The sequence below is a fragment of the Streptomyces sp. A0592 genome (genome assembly GCF_004795115.1).
In the GTDB taxonomy this organism is placed as follows: Bacteria; Actinomycetota; Actinomycetes; order Streptomycetales; family Streptomycetaceae; genus Streptomyces; species Streptomyces erythrochromogenes.
The window spans coordinates 49773-65725 of sequence record NZ_SSBM01000023.1 but is presented as its reverse complement, the minus strand read 5'-3'; the positions used below and the strand labels follow the sequence as shown (position 1 = coordinate 65725).

General features: G+C 71.6%; 14 protein-coding genes. 5 read left to right on the top strand and 9 right to left on the bottom strand.

All coding sequences use genetic code 11. From position 1 onward, the window contains the following. Positions 1-132 precede the first annotated feature (132 nt). Positions 133-468 carry an RNA polymerase-binding protein RbpA gene (locus E6U81_RS27335; protein ID WP_010352468.1) on the top strand — a complete coding sequence of 112 codons (336 nt, stop codon included), beginning with the start codon at positions 133-135 and terminating at the stop codon, positions 466-468. A gap of 150 nt (positions 469-618) precedes the next feature. After that, on the top strand, positions 619-2274 hold the full coding sequence (gene pgi, locus E6U81_RS27330; RefSeq protein WP_136232776.1) for a glucose-6-phosphate isomerase: 1656 nt from the start codon (positions 619-621) through the stop codon (positions 2272-2274). Positions 2275-2334: 60 nt separating this feature from the next. Here the strand turns inward: pgi and pgl are convergent, their stop codons facing one another. The 5 genes from pgl to tkt all read right to left on the bottom strand — a co-directional run bounded on the left by pgl (position 2335) and on the right by tkt (position 9076). Continuing rightward, a complete protein-coding gene (pgl, locus tag E6U81_RS27325) occupies positions 2335-3117 on the bottom strand; it encodes a 6-phosphogluconolactonase (RefSeq protein ID WP_136232731.1) in 783 nt (260 codons plus the stop codon). A 149-nt stretch (positions 3118-3266) separates the two neighbouring features. Then, positions 3267-4307 (bottom strand): glucose-6-phosphate dehydrogenase assembly protein OpcA, encoded by a 1041-nt coding sequence (gene opcA, locus E6U81_RS27320; RefSeq protein ID WP_136232730.1) that lies wholly within the window; start codon positions 4305-4307, stop codon positions 3267-3269. Then, positions 4304-5830: a glucose-6-phosphate dehydrogenase gene (gene zwf / locus E6U81_RS27315; protein ID WP_136232729.1), complete on the bottom strand. Its 1527-nt coding sequence runs from the start codon at positions 5828-5830 to the stop codon at positions 4304-4306. The genes opcA and zwf overlap by 4 nt, the downstream gene beginning before the upstream one ends. Before the next feature lie 5 nt (positions 5831-5835). Then, positions 5836-6954 (bottom strand): transaldolase, encoded by a 1119-nt coding sequence (gene tal / locus E6U81_RS27310; protein ID WP_136232728.1) that lies wholly within the window; start codon positions 6952-6954, stop codon positions 5836-5838. A 34-nt stretch (positions 6955-6988) separates the two neighbouring features. After that, positions 6989-9076, bottom strand: coding sequence for a transketolase (gene tkt / locus E6U81_RS27305; protein WP_136232727.1), 2088 nt, complete (start codon positions 9074-9076; stop codon positions 6989-6991). A gap of 330 nt (positions 9077-9406) precedes the next feature. On the opposite strand from tkt, the gene E6U81_RS27300 reads away from it, so the two are divergent. From E6U81_RS27300 to E6U81_RS27290, 3 genes are all read left to right on the top strand, one after another. Further along, entirely contained in the window at positions 9407-10348 is a 942-nt protein-coding gene (locus E6U81_RS27300) for a heme o synthase (protein ID WP_136232726.1), read from the top strand. Positions 10349-10372: 24 nt separating this feature from the next. Next, the gene (locus E6U81_RS27295; RefSeq protein WP_136232725.1) at positions 10373-10732 is read left to right on the top strand and encodes a hypothetical protein; all 360 of its coding nucleotides are present in this window, start codon (positions 10373-10375) and stop codon (positions 10730-10732) included. Positions 10733-10859: 127 nt separating this feature from the next. Continuing rightward, positions 10860-11951 (top strand): amidohydrolase family protein, encoded by a 1092-nt coding sequence (locus tag E6U81_RS27290; RefSeq protein ID WP_136232724.1) that lies wholly within the window; start codon positions 10860-10862, stop codon positions 11949-11951. A gap of 31 nt (positions 11952-11982) precedes the next feature. On the opposite strand, the gene E6U81_RS27285 is transcribed toward E6U81_RS27290, so the two are convergent. The 4 genes from E6U81_RS27285 to E6U81_RS27270 form a co-directional block, all read right to left on the bottom strand. Next, the gene (locus E6U81_RS27285; protein ID WP_136232723.1) at positions 11983-12972 is read right to left on the bottom strand and encodes a COX15/CtaA family protein; all 990 of its coding nucleotides are present in this window, start codon (positions 12970-12972) and stop codon (positions 11983-11985) included. 4 nt (positions 12973-12976) lie between these two features. Beyond that, on the bottom strand, positions 12977-14110 hold the full coding sequence (locus E6U81_RS27280; protein ID WP_136232722.1) for a hypothetical protein: 1134 nt from the start codon (positions 14108-14110) through the stop codon (positions 12977-12979). 68 nt (positions 14111-14178) lie between these two features. Continuing rightward, entirely contained in the window at positions 14179-14946 is a 768-nt protein-coding gene (locus E6U81_RS27275; protein ID WP_136232721.1) for an ABC transporter permease, read from the bottom strand. Further along, positions 14943-15869 carry an ABC transporter ATP-binding protein gene (locus tag E6U81_RS27270; protein WP_136232720.1) on the bottom strand — a complete coding sequence of 309 codons (927 nt, stop codon included), beginning with the start codon at positions 15867-15869 and terminating at the stop codon, positions 14943-14945. The genes E6U81_RS27275 and E6U81_RS27270 overlap by 4 nt, the downstream gene beginning before the upstream one ends. Positions 15870-15953: the final 84 nt, after the last annotated feature.

The window sequence follows — 15953 nt, the reverse complement described above, 5'->3', positions numbered from 1 at the left end:
AGGCGGACGTCCACGGCGCGGAATCAGTAACTCCGTTCACTGGACGTGCGTTGGGCCTTACGTAGACTTGGGCGCTCCGCGGCGGAATTTCCACTCACACTCCGCGGCACCATCACGCAGGGAGTTACGACCGTGGCAAGTGGCAACGCGATCCGTGGTAGCCGGGTCGGAGCGGGGCCGATGGGTGAGGCGGAGCGCGGCGAGTCCGCGCCCCGCCTGCGCATCTCCTTCTGGTGCTCGAACGGGCACGAGACGCAGCCGAGCTTCGCCAGCGACGCGCAGGTGCCGGACACCTGGGACTGCCCGCGCTGCGGGTTCCCGGCCGGCCAGGACCGGGACAACCCGCCCGCGCCGCCGCGCACCGAGCCGTACAAGACGCACCTGGCGTACGTGCGCGAACGCCGTTCGGACGCCGACGGCGAGGCGATCCTCGCCGAGGCGCTCGCCAAGCTCCGGGGCGAGATCTGATACCGCCCGAAGAATGTGACGTGAGGCCCGGCCCCGCAGGAATCTCTCCTGCGGGGCCGGGCCTCTTTGTGTGCGTTGCTCCGCTTCTGATCCCTTAGGTTGGTGATCGGCGGGGCACGACAGGACGGAAGAAACGGGTTGATGTCCGAGATGAACGCAGAGAGCAGGGCGAAGCTCAACCGGACGCCGCAGTGGCTGGCACTCGGCAAGCACCGCGAGGAGTTCGGGAGCACGCATCTGCGGCAGCTGTTCGAGGAGAACCCCGGCCGTGGCGCCGGTTACACCCTGCAGGTCGGCGACCTGCACATCGACTACTCCAAGCACCTCGTCACCGACGAGACGCTGGAGCTGCTGCGCGAGCTGGCGGCGGCGACGGGCGTGGCCGAGCTGCGCGAGGCCATGTTCCGCGGCGAGAAGATCAACACGACCGAGGACCGGGCGGTCCTGCACACCGCGCTGCGCGCACCGGCCGGCACCGTCGTCGAGGTGGACGGAGAGGACGTCGTCCCCGGCGTGCACGCGGTCCTCGACAAGATGGCGGCCTTCTCCGAGCAGATCAGGTCGGGGAAGTGGACGGGCTTCACAGGCAAGCGCATCAAGAACGTCGTCAACATCGGCATCGGCGGCTCCGACCTGGGTCCCGCCATGGCCTACGAGGCCCTGCGCGCCTTCGCCGACCGCGGCCTGACCGTGCGCTTCGTGTCCAACGTCGACGGCGCGGACCTGCACGAGGCCGTGCGCGACCTGGACCCGGCGGAGACGCTGTTCATCATCGCCTCCAAGACGTTCACCACCATCGAGACCATCACCAACGCCACGTCGGCGCGCGGCTGGCTGCTCGCGGGGCTGGGCGGCGACCAGGCCGCCGTGGCACGGCACTTCGTGGCGCTGTCGACCAACGAGGAGAAGGTCACCGAGTTCGGCATCGACCCGGCCAACATGTTCGGGTTCTGGGACTGGGTGGGCGGGCGCTACTCCTTCGACTCGGCCATCGGGCTCTCCCTGATGATCGCGATCGGCCCGGGCGCCTTCCGTGACCTGCTCGCCGGCTTCCACCTGATGGACCAGCACTTCCGTACGGCGCCCCCCGAGGAGAACGCACCTCTGCTGATGGGCCTGTTGGGGATCTGGTACGGGGCCTTCTTCGACGCGCAGTCGCACGCGGTGCTGCCGTACAGCCACTACCTCTCGCGCTTCACCGCGTACCTGCAGCAGCTGGACATGGAGTCCAACGGCAAGTCCGTGGACCGCGACGGCAATCCGGTGGAGTGGCAGACCGGCCCGGTGGTCTGGGGCACGCCCGGCACCAACGGCCAGCACGCCTACTACCAGCTCATCCACCAGGGGACGAAGGTGATCCCCGCCGACTTCATCGGCTTCGCGAACCCGGTGGCCGAGCTGGAGGCGGCCCCGGCGGCCCAGCACGACCTGCTGATGGCCAATTTCTTCGCGCAGACCCAGGCGCTGGCCTTCGGCAAGACGGCCGACGAGGTCCGCGCGGAAGGGGCGCCGGAGTCGCTGGTCCCGCACAAGACCTTCCACGGAAACCACCCGACGACCACCATCCTGGCGATGGAGCTCACCCCCGGCGTGCTGGGTCAGCTGATCGCGCTGTACGAGCACAAGGTGTTCGTACAGGGCGCCGTGTGGAACATCGACTCCTTCGACCAGTGGGGCGTCGAGCTCGGCAAGGTGCTCGCCAAGCGCATCGAGCCCGCCCTGACCGAGGGCGCGGACGTGCCCGGTCTGGACGCCTCGACGCAGTCGCTGGTGACCACCTACCGGAAGCTGCGCGGACGCGGCTGACGCACACGCGCGAAGGGCCCGCCCTCCCGGAGGAGGGCGGGCCCTTCGCGTCGGTCCCCGTCAGGAGGAGGCCGGGGGGTACATCCCGGAAGGCAGCTTGGCCGCCGCCGCGCGGTCCAGGAGCCACAGGGTGCGCGAGCGCCCGTACGCCTCCGCGGCGGGCGCCTGCACGCCGCCGGCGCCGCCGAGGGCGATGGAGACCGCTCCGGCCTTGTCCTCGCCGGCTGCCAGCAGCCAGACCTCGCGGGCCGCCCGGATGGCCGGGAGGGTCAGCGAGATCCGGGTGGGCGGGGGCTTGGGCGCTCCGTGCACGCCGACCACCGTGCGGTCGGTCTCCCGGGCCGCCGGGTGCTCGGGGAACAGCGAGGCCACGTGCGTGTCCGGCCCGACGCCCAGCATCAGCACGTCGAAGGTGGGTACCGGCCCGTGGTCCTCCGGACCGGCCGCCCGCGCCAGCTCCGCCGCATACGCGGCGGCCGCCGCGTCCACGTCGGCGCCGTACGGGCCGTCCGAAGCCGGCATGGCGTGCACGCGGGCGGGGTCGACCGGGACGGAGTCCAGGAGGGCCTCACGGGCCTGGGTGTGGTTGCGCTCGGGGTCGTCGGCGGGCACGTACCGCTCGTCGCCCCACCACAGGTCGAGCCGGTGCCAGTCGATCGCGTCGCGGGCGGGGGCGGTGGCCAGAGCGGCGAGGAGGCCGTTGCCGTTGCGTCCGCCGGTCAGGACCACGGACGCGGTGCCCCGGGCCGCCTGGGCGTCCACGATCTTCGTGATGAGCCGGGCCGCGGTGGCCTGGGCCATCAGTTCCTTGTCCCGGTGGACGACGACCTGAGGAGTCGTCATACCCATGTGCTGCCGCCTTCGTGGGTTCTGGGGTGATGTGCGGTCGCCGCTGCGCGGAGCTGTGCCCCACCCCGCCCCTTCCCGAAACCGGGGCGGAGCTCCGGGAAACGGCGAAAGGGCGGGGCGGGGAGGGGCCACAGCGGCCCGGGCTACTTGGTCGGGGCCTTCTTCGCCGGCTTGGCGGCCGGCTTGGCCGCGGGCTTCGCGGCCGGAGCCGACTCGGCCGGAGCCTCGGCCTCGGCCCCGGCCTCGGGCTTCGGCGAAGCCGCCGCCAGCTGGGACACGCCGTACTTCAGCGAAGCCTCGTACGTGTTGTCCGGGTCCAGCCGGCGCAGCTCCTCCGCCAGGAGCTCGGCCGTGTCGCGGCGCTTGAGCGCCACGTTCCGGTCGGGCTGCCCCGGCATGCACAGCGTGGCCAGTCCGCCGTCCGCCCGGTTCAGGACGATGTCGCCGTCCTTGGTCGACAGGCGTACGGCCGTCAGGCCCGGACCCGCCGACAGGGTACGGCGGACGGGGACCTGGAGCCGGTCCGCCAGCCACATGGCCAGCAGCTCGCAGCTCGGGTTGTCGGCCTCGCCCTCGACGGTCGCCGAGACGACCGACAGGGCCTGCTGGTCCAGAGCGGCCGCCAGCATGGAACGCCACGGGGTGATCCGGGTCCACGACAGGTCCGTGTCCCCGGGCGCGTACGCACCCGCCCGGGAGCCGAGCGTGCCGACCGGGTCCTCGCAGGAGTACGTGTCCGTGATGCGGCGCTGCCCGAGCGTGCCCAGCGGATCGCCCGCCAGGTCCGTGGGAGCACCGTCCGGCCACCAGACGACCACAGGCGCATCCGGAAGAAGCAGCGGGAGAACCACGGACTGGGCGTGGTCGACCAGTTCGCCGTGAAGGCGCAGCACGACCGTCTCACCGCTGCCGGAGTCCGCCCCGACGCGGATCTCCGCGTCGAGCCGGGCGTCCCGGCGGCTGCGCGGCGAGCGGCTGGCCCGCTTGATGACGACGACGATCCGCGAGGGGTGTTCGTGGGACGCGTCGTTCGCCGACTTGAGAGCGTCGTACGCGTTCTCCTCGTCGGTCACGATCACCAGCGTGAGGACCATGCCGATGGCCGGCGTGCCGATGTCCCGGCGTGCCTGCACCATCGCGGCATTGATCTTGCTGGAGTTGGTCTCCGTGAGGTCGATCTTCATGGCCGGCGCCAGCTCCGTCCGTCTCGTGCGAGCATCTCGTCCGCCTCGACCGGCCCCCAGGTGCCCGCCGGATACTGCGCGGGCCTGCCGTGCTTGTCCCAGTACTCCTCGATCGGGTCGAGGATGTTCCAGGACAGCTCGACCTCCTGGTGGCGGGGGAAGAGGTTCGCGTCGCCGAGGAGCACGTCGAGGATGAGCCGCTCGTACGCCTCGGGGCTCGACTCCGTGAAGGACTCGCCGTAGGCGAAGTCCATCGTGACGTCCCGGACCTCCATGGAGGTGCCCGGAACCTTGGACCCGAAGCGGACCGTCACGCCCTCGTCCGGCTGGACCCGGATGACCAGGGCGTTCTGCCCCAGCTCCTCGGTCGCGCCCGACTCGAACGGCAGGTACGGGGCCCGCTTGAAGACCACCGCGATCTCGGTCACCCGGCGGCCCAGGCGCTTGCCCGTCCGCAGGTAGAAGGGCACGCCCGCCCAGCGGCGGTTGTTGATCTCCAGGCGGATGGCCGCGTAGGTGTCGGTCTTCGACTTGGGGTCGATGCCGTCCTCTTCGAGGTACCCGACGACCTTCTCGCCACCCTGCCAGGCCGCCGCGTACTGGCCGCGCACGGTGTGCTTGCCCAGGTCCTCCGGCAGCTGCACCGCCGTGAGGACCTTCAGCTTCTCCGCCACCAGCGCCTTGGGGTGGAAGGAGCCGGGCTCCTCCATCGCGGTCAGCGCGAGCAGCTGGAGCAGGTGGTTCTGGATGACGTCGCGGGCCGCGCCGATACCGTCGTAGTAGCCCGCCCGGCCGCCGATGCCGATGTCCTCGGCCATGGTGATCTGCACGTGGTCGACGTACGACCGGTTCCAGATCGGCTCGAACATCGTGTTGGCGAAGCGGAGCGCCAGGATGTTCTGGACGGTCTCCTTGCCGAGGTAGTGGTCGATCCGGAAGACCTCGTCACGCGGGAAGACCTCGTGGACGACCTTGTTGAGCTCCTCGGCGCTCTTCAGGTCGTGGCCGAAGGGCTTCTCGATGACGGCACGCCGCCAGGAGCCCTCCTTCTGCGCCAGACCGTGGTCCTTGAGCTGCTGGACCACCTTGGGGAAGAACTTCGGCGGGACGGACAGGTAGAAGGCGAAGTTGCCTCCCGTGCCCTGCGCCTTGTCGAGCTCGTCGATCGTCGCCTTCAGCGTCTCGAAGGCGGCGTCGTCGTCGAAATCGCCCTGGACGAACCGGCAGCCCTGCACCAGCTGCTGCCAGACCTCCTCACGGAAGGGGGTGCGCGAGTGCTCCTTGACCGCCTCGTACACCTCCTGGGCGAAGTCCTCGTGCTCCCACTCCCTGCGGGCGAACCCGATGAGGGAGAAGCCCGGCGGGAGCAGGCCGCGGTTGGCCAGGTCGTAGACGGCAGGCATCAGCTTCTTGCGCGACAGGTCACCCGTAACGCCGAAAATGACCAGGCCGGACGGCCCCGCGATGCGCGGGAGCCGCCGGTCCTGTGCGTCACGAAGCGGGTTCGCTCCGTTTACAGACAAAGTGGTCAGGCCTCCGTGGGGGCGAGGCGCTGCAGCTCCGCCTCGGTCGACTTCAGCAGGTCGTTCCAGGACGCCTCGAACTTCTCGACGCCCTCGTCTTCCAGCAGCTGGACGACATCGTCGTACGAGATGCCCAGCTTCGCGACCGCATCGAGCTCGGCGCGGGCCTGCTCGTAGGTGCCGCGCACGGTGTCACCCGTGATCTGCCCGTGGTCCGCGGTGGCCTCCAGGGTGGCCTCCGGCATGGTGTTCACCGTGTTCGGGGCGACCAGGTCGTCCACGTACAGGGTGTCCTTGTACGACGGGTCCTTGACGCCCGTCGAGGCCCACAGCGCACGCTGCTTGTTGGCTCCGGCGCGCTCCAGGGCGGTCCAGCGGTCCGAGGAGAAGACCTCCTCGTAGGCCTCGTAGGCCAGACGGGCGTTGGCGAGCGCCGCCTTGCCCTTCAGGGCCTTGGCCTCGTCGGTGCCGACGGCGTCCAGGCGCTTGTCGATCTCGGTGTCCACGCGGGACACGAAGAAGGAGGCGACCGAGTGGATCAGGGAGAGGTCCAGGCCGGCGGCCTTGGCCTTCTCCAGACCCGCCAGGTACGCGTCCATGACCTCGCGGTAGCGCTCCAGCGAGAAGATCAGCGTGACGTTGACGCTGATGCCCTTGCCGATGACCTCGGTGATCGCCGGCAGGCCGGCCTTCGTCGCCGGGATCTTGATGAGCGTGTTCGGCCGGTCCACCAGCCAGGCGAGCTGCTTGGCCTCGGCGATCGTCGCCGCGGTGTTGTGGGCCAGTCGGGGGTCGACCTCGATCGAGACGCGGCCGTCCTGGCCGTCGGTGCGGTCGTAGACGGGGCGCAGGATGTCGGCGGCGTCCCTGACGTCCGCCGTCGTGATCATGCGCAGCGCCTCTTCCACGGTGACCTTGCGGGTCGCGAGGTCGGTGAGCTGCTGCTCGTAGCCCTCGCCGCCGCTGATCGCCTTCTGGAAGATCGCCGGGTTGGTGGTGACACCGACCACGTGCGACTGGTCGATGAGCTCGGCCAGGTTGCCGGACGTGATGCGCTTGCGGGACAGGTCGTCCAGCCAGATCGCCACGCCTTCGTCGGAGAGGCGCTTGAGTGCGTCTGTCATGGGAATTGCATCTCCTACTGGTGTAGTACGGGCGTCAGCGCGCGGCGGCGGCGAGGGAGTCGCGGGCGGCGGCGGCGACGGCCTCCGGCGTGAACCCGAACTCGCGGAACAGCACCTTCGCGTCGGCCGAGGCACCGAAGTGCTCCAGCGACACGATCCGGCCCGCGTCACCGACGTAGCGGTGCCAGGTCAGGCCGATGCCCGCCTCGACCGCGACCCTGGCCTTGACCGAGGGCGGCAGGACGCTGTCCTTGTACGCCTGGTCCTGCTCCTCGAACCACTCGACGGACGGCATCGAGACCACGCGGGTCGGGATGCCGGCGGCCTGGAGCTGCTCGCGCGCCTCGACGGCCACGTGCACCTCGGAACCGGTGCCGATGAGGACGACCTGGGCGTCGCCGCCGTCGGCCTCGAACAGCACGTAGCCGCCCTTGACGGTGTTCTCGTTGGCCTCGTACGTCGGCACGCCCTGGCGGGTGAGGGCCAGACCGTGCGGGGTGCCCTTGCCGAACACCTTGGTGTGGCGCTTGAGGATCTCGCGCCAGGCGATCGCGGTCTCGTTCGCGTCGGCCGGGCGGACGATGGTCAGGCCCGGGATGGCGCGCAGCGAGGCGAGGTGCTCGACCGGCTGGTGGGTCGGACCGTCCTCGCCGAGGCCGATGGAGTCGTGCGTCCACACGAAGGTGACCGGCAGGTGCATCAGGGCGGACAGGCGCACGGCGTTGCGCATGTAGTCGGAGAACACCAGGAAGGTGCCGCCGTAGATACGGGTGTGGCCGTGCAGGGCGATGCCGTTCATGGCCGCGGCCATGGCGTGCTCGCGGATGCCGAAGTGGATGGTGCGGCCGTACGGGTCGGCCTCCGGCAGCGGGTTGCCCACCGGCAGGAACGAGGATTCCTTGTCGATGGTGGTGTTGTTGGAGCCGGCCAGGTCGGCCGAGCCGCCCCACAGCTCCGGGATGACCGCGCCGAGCGCCTGCAGGACCTTCCCGGAGGCGGCGCGGGTGGCGACGCCCTTGCCGGCCTCGAAGACGGGGAGCTTGTCCTCCCAGCCCGCGGGCAGCTCGTTGGCGTTGATGCGGTCGAACTCGGCGGCGCGCTCCGGGTTGGCGGTGCGCCAGGCGGAGAAGTCCTTCTCCCACGCGGCCTTGGCCTCGCGGCCCCGGTCCAGTGCCTTGCGGGTGTGGGCGATGACCTCGTCGGCGACCTCGAAGGTCTGCTCCGGGTCGAAGCCGAGCACGCGCTTGGTGGCCGCGACCTCGTCGTCGCCGAGCGCCGAGCCGTGGGCGGCCTCGGTGTTCTGGGCGTGCGGGGCGGGCCAGGCGATGATCGAGCGGGCCGCGATGAAGGACGGGCGGTCCGTGACGGCCTTGGCGGCCTGCAGCGCCGCGAACAGCGCCTTCGGGTCGAGGTCGCCGTTCTCCTGCTGCTCGACGCGCTGGACGTGCCAGCCGTACGCCTCGTAGCGCTTCATGGTGTCCTCGGAGACGGCGGTCTCCGTGTCACCCTCGATGGAGATGTGGTTGTCGTCCCACAGCAGGACGAGGTTGCCCAGCTTCTGGTGGCCGGCGAGGGCGGACGCCTCGTGGGAGATGCCCTCCTGGAGGCAGCCGTCGCCCGCGACCGCGTAGACCATGTGGTCGAACGGGGACGTGCCCGGGGCGGCCTGCGGGTCGAAGAGGCCGCGCTCGTAGCGGGCGGCCATGGCCATGCCCACCGCGTTGGCGACACCCTGGCCGAGGGGGCCGGTGGTGGTCTCGACGCCGGCCGTGTGGCCGTACTCCGGGTGGCCGGGGGTCTTGGAGCCCCAGGTGCGGAACGACTTCAGGTCGTCCAGTTCGAGTCCGAACCCGCCCAGGTACAACTGGGTGTACAGGGTCAGGGACGAGTGGCCCGCGGAGAGCACGAAACGGTCGCGGCCCACCCACTCGGGGTCCGCCGGGTCGTGCCGCATCACCTTCTGGAAGAGGGTGTACGCGGCGGGGGCCAGGCTCATCGCCGTACCGGGGTGGCCGTTTCCGACCTTCTGGACCGCGTCAGCGGCCAGGATGCGGGCGGTGTCGACGGCCCGCTGGTCCAGTTCGGTCCACTCGAGCTCTGTGGTGGTCGGCTTGGTGCTCACCGTGGGTCAGGGCTCCTCTCCACATGTTTGTATCCCGGTGACGAACGGTGCACCGGCGATTCCGAGCCTACCCCCGCAACGGCGTGCAGCTATTCGAGTGCAGGCGGTCCGTCATCGCGCCGCCGACCCGCGTTCACCCGGCCACGGGTGTCCGGCGCCGCCCGCGCCCGTATATATGCACGGTCCGATCGGCTCAACACGAAGCGACCCCGGCGCGGGGCGACGTAAGCGCAACGTCTACAGTGGCGTGGTACGCGCAAGCCTTAACCGGGCCTTCATGTTGTGAACGGCCCGAGTCGGAGCTTGCTGGATTCTCTCTCAGGGGTGTGCGTGACGGCCGTCGAATCCCGTCCAGCGGGGGTGCTCGGGACGAGCCCCGGTCAGCGGCCGCTCGGGACCCGCGTCATGGCTTTCGTGGCATTGACCAAGCCGCGGATCATCGAACTTCTGCTGATCACCACAGTGCCGGTGATGTTCCTCGCCGAGCAGGGTGTGCCGTCGATGTGGCTGGTCCTGGTGACCTGCTTCGGCGGCTACTTGTCGGCCGGCGGCGCCAACGCGCTGAACATGTACATCGACCGCGACATCGACGCGCTGATGGACCGGACCTCGCAGCGCCCGCTGGTGACCGGCATGGTCAGCCCGCGGGAGTGCCTGGCCTTCGGTCTCACGCTCGCGGTCGTCTCCACCCTCTTCTTCGGCCTGCTCGTCAACTGGCTGTCGGCGGCGCTGTCCCTCGGGGCGCTCCTCTTCTACGTCGTGGTCTACACGATGCTGCTGAAGCGGCGCACCGCGCAGAACATCGTCTGGGGCGGCATCGCAGGCTGCATGCCGGTGCTGATCGGCTGGTCGGCCGTCACGAACTCGGTCTCGTGGGCCGCCGTCATCCTCTTCCTCGTCATCTTCTTCTGGACGCCGCCGCACTACTGGCCGCTGTCGATGAAGGTGAAGGACGACTACGCGCGCGCCGGCGTGCCGATGCTTCCGGTCGTCGCGGGCAACAAGGCCGTGTCGCGCCAGATCGTCCTCTACAGCTGGGTGATGGTGGCGGTCTCGCTGCTGCTGACCCCGCTGGGGTACACGGGCTGGTTCTACACCGCGGTCGCGCTGGCGTCGGGTGGCTGGTGGCTGTGGGAGGCGCACGCGCTGCACGCACGCGCCAAGGCGGGCGTGACGGGCGCGAAGCTCAAGGAGATGCGCCTGTTCCACTGGTCGATCACCTATGTGTCGCTGCTGTTCGTGGCGGTGGCCGTGGATCCCTTCCTCCGCTGATTACTCGCCGGTAGCATGGGTTCCATGGGAGACACCGCAGACACCGCGGCCGCCGCAGGCACCGCGGACAAGAAGCAGGACCGTACGGCCGCGAAGCTGGCCAAGCAGATCGGCGCCTTCGCCAAGCAGCACGGCGGCGCCGAGGGCCAGCTCGCGCACATCGGCCAGGCCGGCACCCGCATCGTGCTCGTGGGCACGGACGGCGGCTGGGGCGACCTGGTGGCCCCGACCTTCGCGGTGGCGCAGCTGGCTGCGGAGAAGGCCGGGCTCACCCTCCACGACGAGTTCGACGGGGAGTTCGCCGCGCGGGTGCGGACCGGCCCGTACGAGTGGTCGCGGATGGCGGGCATCCAGCTCGGCGGGTCCGAGAACCCGGCGGCCTGACCGTCCCCGGACCCCCTCCGGGGGCCGGTGCGCGGGCTCGGTCAACAGCCCGAGCAACACCTCACACCCCGCTCACCCGTTAGGACGTGTGGAAGCGCCTTCCCCACGTCCGCAACGGGATGCCCGGATGATCGAAACGCCGCCCCTGGTGGACCAGTACTGCCACGGAGTCCTCCGTACGGAACTGGGACTGGGCACCTTCGAGGCCCAGCTGATCCACTCGGCCGGCCCGCCCGCCGCGGGCACCACCTTCTTCGACACCCAGACCGGTTTCGCGGTCCGCCGCTGGTGCCCGCCGCTGCTGGGGCTGGAGCCGCACGCCGCCCCCGCCCGCTATCTGGCCCGGCGCCGCGAGCTGGGCCCGGCCGAGTCCGCGCGGCGGCTGCTGCGGGGGTCCGAAGTCGCCGCCTATCTGGTCGACACCGGTCCGACCGGGGACCTCACCGCCCCCAAGGAACTGGCGCTCGCCGCCGACGCCGAGGCCTTCGAGACGGTCCGGCTGGAGTTATTGGCCGAGCAGGCCGCCGACACCTCCGGGACGGTGGCCGCCTTCCTCGTCAATCTGGCCGAGGCCGTCCACCATGCCGCCGCCGGCGCCGCGGCCTTCGCCTGCGCGACGGTCCCGGGCCGCGCGGACGGCACGCCCCTCGATCCCGATCCGCCCGGCCCGGGCGAGGTGCGCGGGGCCGCCGGGCGCTGGCTGGCCCGGCGGCCGCGCGGGGGAGCCGTACGGGACCCGGTGCTCCTGCGGCACCTGCTCTGGAGCGCGGTGGCGTCCGGGCTGCCGCTCCAGCTGCACACGGGTACGGGGGATCCCGCGGGGCTGACCGGGTTCGTGCGGGCCACCGCGGGGCTCGGCACACGCCTGGTGCTGCTCGGCGGGTATCCGTACCACCGGCACACGGCGCGGCTCGCGGAGGCCTTCCCGCACGTCTACGCGGACGCCGGCGCGGGCCTGGGGCGGACCGGGGCGCGGGCCGCGGCGGTCCTGGCCGAGCTGCTGGAACTCGCGCCGTTCGGGAAGCTGCTGTTCTCCAGCGGGGGAGGGCGGCTGCCCGAACTGCACGCGGTGGGCGCCCTGGTGTTCCGGGAGGCGCTGGCCCGGGTGCTGGGGGGCTGGGTCGCCGAGGGGTCCTGGTCCTGGCGGGACGCGAACCGGGTGGCGGCCATGGTCGCGGCGGGCAACGCCCGCCGCGTCTACCGGCTGGACCGGCCGTGAGGGCCGGTCCCGGACGGTCGGCCCGGCCGGCTCAGACGGAGGAGAGCCGGGCGTCGTCCGGCGCGGGGATCCCCGCCTCCTCGGCCGGCCGCTCGCGCAGGCTCAGGGCGAGCCGGAGCACGGCGATCCACACCAGGCAGGAGCCGAGCATGTGCGCGGCGACCAGGACCTCGGGCACGTCGGTGAAGAACTGCACGTAGCCGATGCCGCCCTGGGCGAGCAGGACGAGCAGCAGGTCGCGGGCGCGGGCCCGGGTGTCGACGGGAGCGTCGACCACGCGCAGCACCAGCCACATTGCGACGGCCAGCGCGCAGACCACCCAGGCGGCGATCGCGTGCACGTGCGCGGTGGCCTCCCAGTCGAACGGCATCCGCTTGATCTCGCTGCTGTCACCGGCGTGCGGGCCGGATCCGGTGACCACCGTGCCCGCGCCGATCAGGACGAGCGTGGTGGAGATCAGCGCCCACGACAGCTTGCGCACCGGGCCGGGGACGCGCGGACGGGGAGCGGTGTCGCCCTCGCCGGTGCGCTGCCAGGTGATGGTCGTCACGGCGATCAGCGCGGTGGCGAGCAGGAAGTGCCCGGCCACGCTGTAGGGGTTGAGGCCCGTCATGACGGTGATGCCGCCGAGCACGGCGTTGCACATGACGATCGCGAACTGGACCCAGCCGAGCTGCGTGAGCGAGTGGCGCCAGGGCTCGGCCGACCGGGCCGCGACGATCACCCAGCCGACGGCGGCGCTGAGCACGTAGGTCAGCATCCGGTTGCCGAACTCGATGGCACCGTGGAGCCCCTGCTCCTGCGTCACGATCAGGCTGTCGTCGGTGCACTTGGGCCAGGTGTCGCAGCCGAGACCGGATCCGGTCAGCCGCACCGCGCCGCCGGTGACGACGATGGCCACGCTCATGACGAGCGCGGCGAGCGCGGCCCGCCGGACGATCCGGGGTGACGGAGTCCAGCGGCTGGCGATGTATGCGAGGGGGTTCAACACGCCCCATATCGTAGGCGACCCCTTGTGCAAACTTTCACGAGGGGGTGGGGGGTGGTGCGTCGGGGCCGCAGAGCAGCCGGAACCTGGCCCCGGCGGGGTCGCCCTCCTCGTGCCACCAGAGCAGGACGCGCCAGTGCGCGGCGTGGCCCGGGTAGTCCGGCGAGCCCGTGAAGCCGCGCACTAATTCGGCCCCTACGTCCTCTGCCGTCCGGTTCCTCACCTCTGTGGTGCTGTGCCAGGGATGGGGGAGTGCGTTCCACAGTCCGTCGGGGTCGCGGACGTCGAAGCGCCACACCGCGAGCCACGGGGTGACCTCCAGCATCGTGCGCACCTGCTCGGCGCCGAGGTGCAGCCGGGCCGCGATCTCGCTCTCCTCGACCGACCGGATACGGGCGGCCACCACGGCCCGGGGCAGCAGCCGTTCGGGCAGCAGACCCCGCGTGCGCAGGCCGACCAGTTCGTCGAAGGCCAGGTGGCGCAGGCGCAGTTCCAGCTGGCGGCCGATGTGGTCGAGGGCCTCCTCCGCGGCCTCGGCCTCCTCCGCGGCGGGAACGGCCAGCAGCAGCTGCCGGAAGTCGGACTCCGCGTCCACGGCCCAGGCCACCGCGTCCTCGGTGAAGCCCAGCTCCGCGAGGCGGTCCCCGAGGAACACCTTGGCCTGGGCGAGGCCCCGCCGGTTGACCGGATCCCGCTGGTCCAGTCCCGCCCACACCTCCACCGCGGTACGGGTCAGATCGCGGGCGCGCTCACCGGCGGCCCGCTCCATGGCGCTGGGGCCCCCGCCGGCGGCCGGGCCCAGCGGGTGCCGGGGCAGCCGGTCCGCGTCGCTCAGCGGCCAGGCCAGCCACACCCCGTGGTTGATCAGCCCGCGGGCGTACCAGCGGGCGTACTCCGGGGTGTGCCGGGCGGCCCGCTCCGAGCTGCGCAGACCCTCCTCGATGGTGGCGAGGGCGCTCGCCCGGTCCCCCGCGGCGAACCGCAGGGCGGCCCGGTCGGCGAGGCGCAGCCCGAGCAGGGCGGTGCACTCGGGGTCGTCGTCAAGCGTGCGCAGGGCGCCGATCAGCTCGTCGAGGAGCCGCTCGCGCTCCGCCGGCTCCGCCTGCGCGGCCCCCGCCCGCACCCGCGCCCATCGGTCGTCCAGCCGAAGTACGGCCTCCCGCTGCACCATGTCCGCCCCCCGGCTTCATGTGTGGAGGCGCCCATCCTCGCGGCTCGGCCGTCGCGAGGGAAAGGGTTTCATTCCCAGCGGAAGAGCCGCGCGGCGGCGCCCAGACCGAGTACGGCCCAGGCCGCGAGGACGGCGGCGTCGCCCCACGGCAGCGCCGCACCCTGCTGGAGCACCTCGCGCAGACCGCCGGACAGGGCCGAGATGGGCAGCAGCCCCAGAACGGACTGGACGGCGCCCGGGAACTTCTCCATCGGCACGATCACCCCGCCGCCGATCAGCAGCAGCAGGAAGACCAGGTTGGCGGCGGCCAGGGTGGCCTCGGCCTTGAGCGTGCCCGCCATCAGCAGTCCGAGCCCCGAGAAGGCGGCGGTGCCCAGCAGGACCAGAGCGGCGACGGACAGCGGGTTCCCCTGCGGGGACCAGCCCAGCGCGAGGGCGATCACCGTCAGCAGGGCGGTCTGCAGCACCTCGGTGACCAGCACCGAGAGGGTCTTGGCGGCCATCAGCGCCCAGCGCGGCAGCGGGGAGGCCCCGAGCCGCTTGAGGACCCCGTAGCGGCGGTCGAAGCCGGTGGCGATGGCCTGGCCGGTGAAGGCGGTGGACATCACGGCGAGGGCGAGGATGCCCGGGGCGAGGAAGTCCACCGGCTTCCCGGCGCCCGTGTCGACGATGTCGACGGCGGAGAACAGCACCAGGAGCAGCGCCGGGATGATCACGGTCAGCAGCAGCTGCTCGCCGTTGCGCAGCAGCATCCGCGTCTCCAGCGCCGTCTGCGCGAGGATCATGCGGGACACGGGCGCGGCCCCCGGGCGGGGGGTGAACGTACCGGCGCTCATGCGCGCAGCTCCTTACCGGTCAGTTCGAGGAAGACGTCTTCGAGGGTGTGCCGCTCCACCGAGAGGCTGTCCGGCATCACGCCGTTCTGCGCGCACCAGGAGGCGACGGTGGCCAGCAGCTGCGGGTCGACCTCGCCGGTCACCCGGTAGACGCCGGTGGCGGCCTCGGCCGCCTCGGTGCCGTCGGGCAGCGCCTTCAGCAGCGAGGCGAGGTCCAGGGAGGGGCGGCCGGTGAAGCGCAGCGTGTTCTCGGCGCCGCCCCGGCACAGCTGCTCGGGGCTGCCGTGGGCGATGACCCGGCCCGCGTCCACGATGGCGACCTCGTCGGCGAGCTGCTCGGCCTCGTCCATGTGGTGGGTGGTGAGGACGACGGTGACCCCGTCCGCGCGCAGTTCCCGTACGAGGTCCCAGGTCGCGCGGCGGGCCTGCGGGTCCAGGCCGGCGGTGGGCTCGTCGAGGAAGACCAGCTCGGGGCGGCCCACGACGGCCATGGCCAGAGCCAGGCGCTGCTGCTGGCCGCCGGAGAGCCGGCGGTAGGGGGTGCGGCCGCAGCTGCCCAGCCCGAGGCGTTCCACCAGGACGTCCGGGTCGAGCGGGTCGGCGTACAGCTTGGCCATGTGGTGCAGCATCTCGACGGCGCGGGCCCCGGAGTAGACGCCTCCGGACTGGAGCATCACACCGATCCGCGGGCGCAGCGCCTCGGCCTGGGCGACCGGGTCGAGGCCGAGGACGCGGACGGTGCCGGCGTCGGGGCGGTGGTAGCCCTCGCAGGTCTCGACCGTGGTCGTCTTGCCCGCGCCGTTGGGACCGAGGACCGCGGTGACGGAGGCCCTGCGGACGGTGAGGTCCAGTCCGTCCACCGCCGTCTTGGCGCCGTACCGCTTCACCAGTCCGCGGATCTCCACGGCGGGGTCGTTGCTCATGGTGGGTGAGTCTACGGAGCCGCGGGGAGGGCCCAGGGTGCCGGGTGGGCGGGAGCGGGACCGCCGAATTCGGGAGGGGAGGGC

Bases quoted from the DNA above. Each gene is read 5' to 3' on its own strand.
- E6U81_RS27280 (WP_136232722.1), bottom strand. From the start codon at position 14,110: ATGGTGCAGCGGGAGGCCGTACTTCGGCTGGACGACCGATGGGCGCGG.
- pgl (WP_136232731.1), bottom strand. From the start codon at position 3,117: ATGACGACTCCTCAGGTCGTCGTCCACCGGGACAAGGAACTGATGGCC.
- E6U81_RS27270 (WP_136232720.1), bottom strand. From the start codon at position 15,869: ATGAGCAACGACCCCGCCGTGGAGATCCGCGGACTGGTGAAGCGGTAC.
- opcA (WP_136232730.1), bottom strand. From the start codon at position 4,307: ATGAAGATCGACCTCACGGAGACCAACTCCAGCAAGATCAATGCCGCG.
- E6U81_RS27295 (WP_136232725.1), top strand. From the start codon at position 10,373: ATGGGAGACACCGCAGACACCGCGGCCGCCGCAGGCACCGCGGACAAG.
- E6U81_RS27275 (WP_136232721.1), bottom strand. From the start codon at position 14,946: ATGAGCGCCGGTACGTTCACCCCCCGCCCGGGGGCCGCGCCCGTGTCC.
- pgi (WP_136232776.1), top strand. From the start codon at position 619: ATGAACGCAGAGAGCAGGGCGAAGCTCAACCGGACGCCGCAGTGGCTG.
- tal (WP_136232728.1), bottom strand. From the start codon at position 6,954: ATGACAGACGCACTCAAGCGCCTCTCCGACGAAGGCGTGGCGATCTGG.
- E6U81_RS27290 (WP_136232724.1), top strand. From the start codon at position 10,860: ATGATCGAAACGCCGCCCCTGGTGGACCAGTACTGCCACGGAGTCCTC.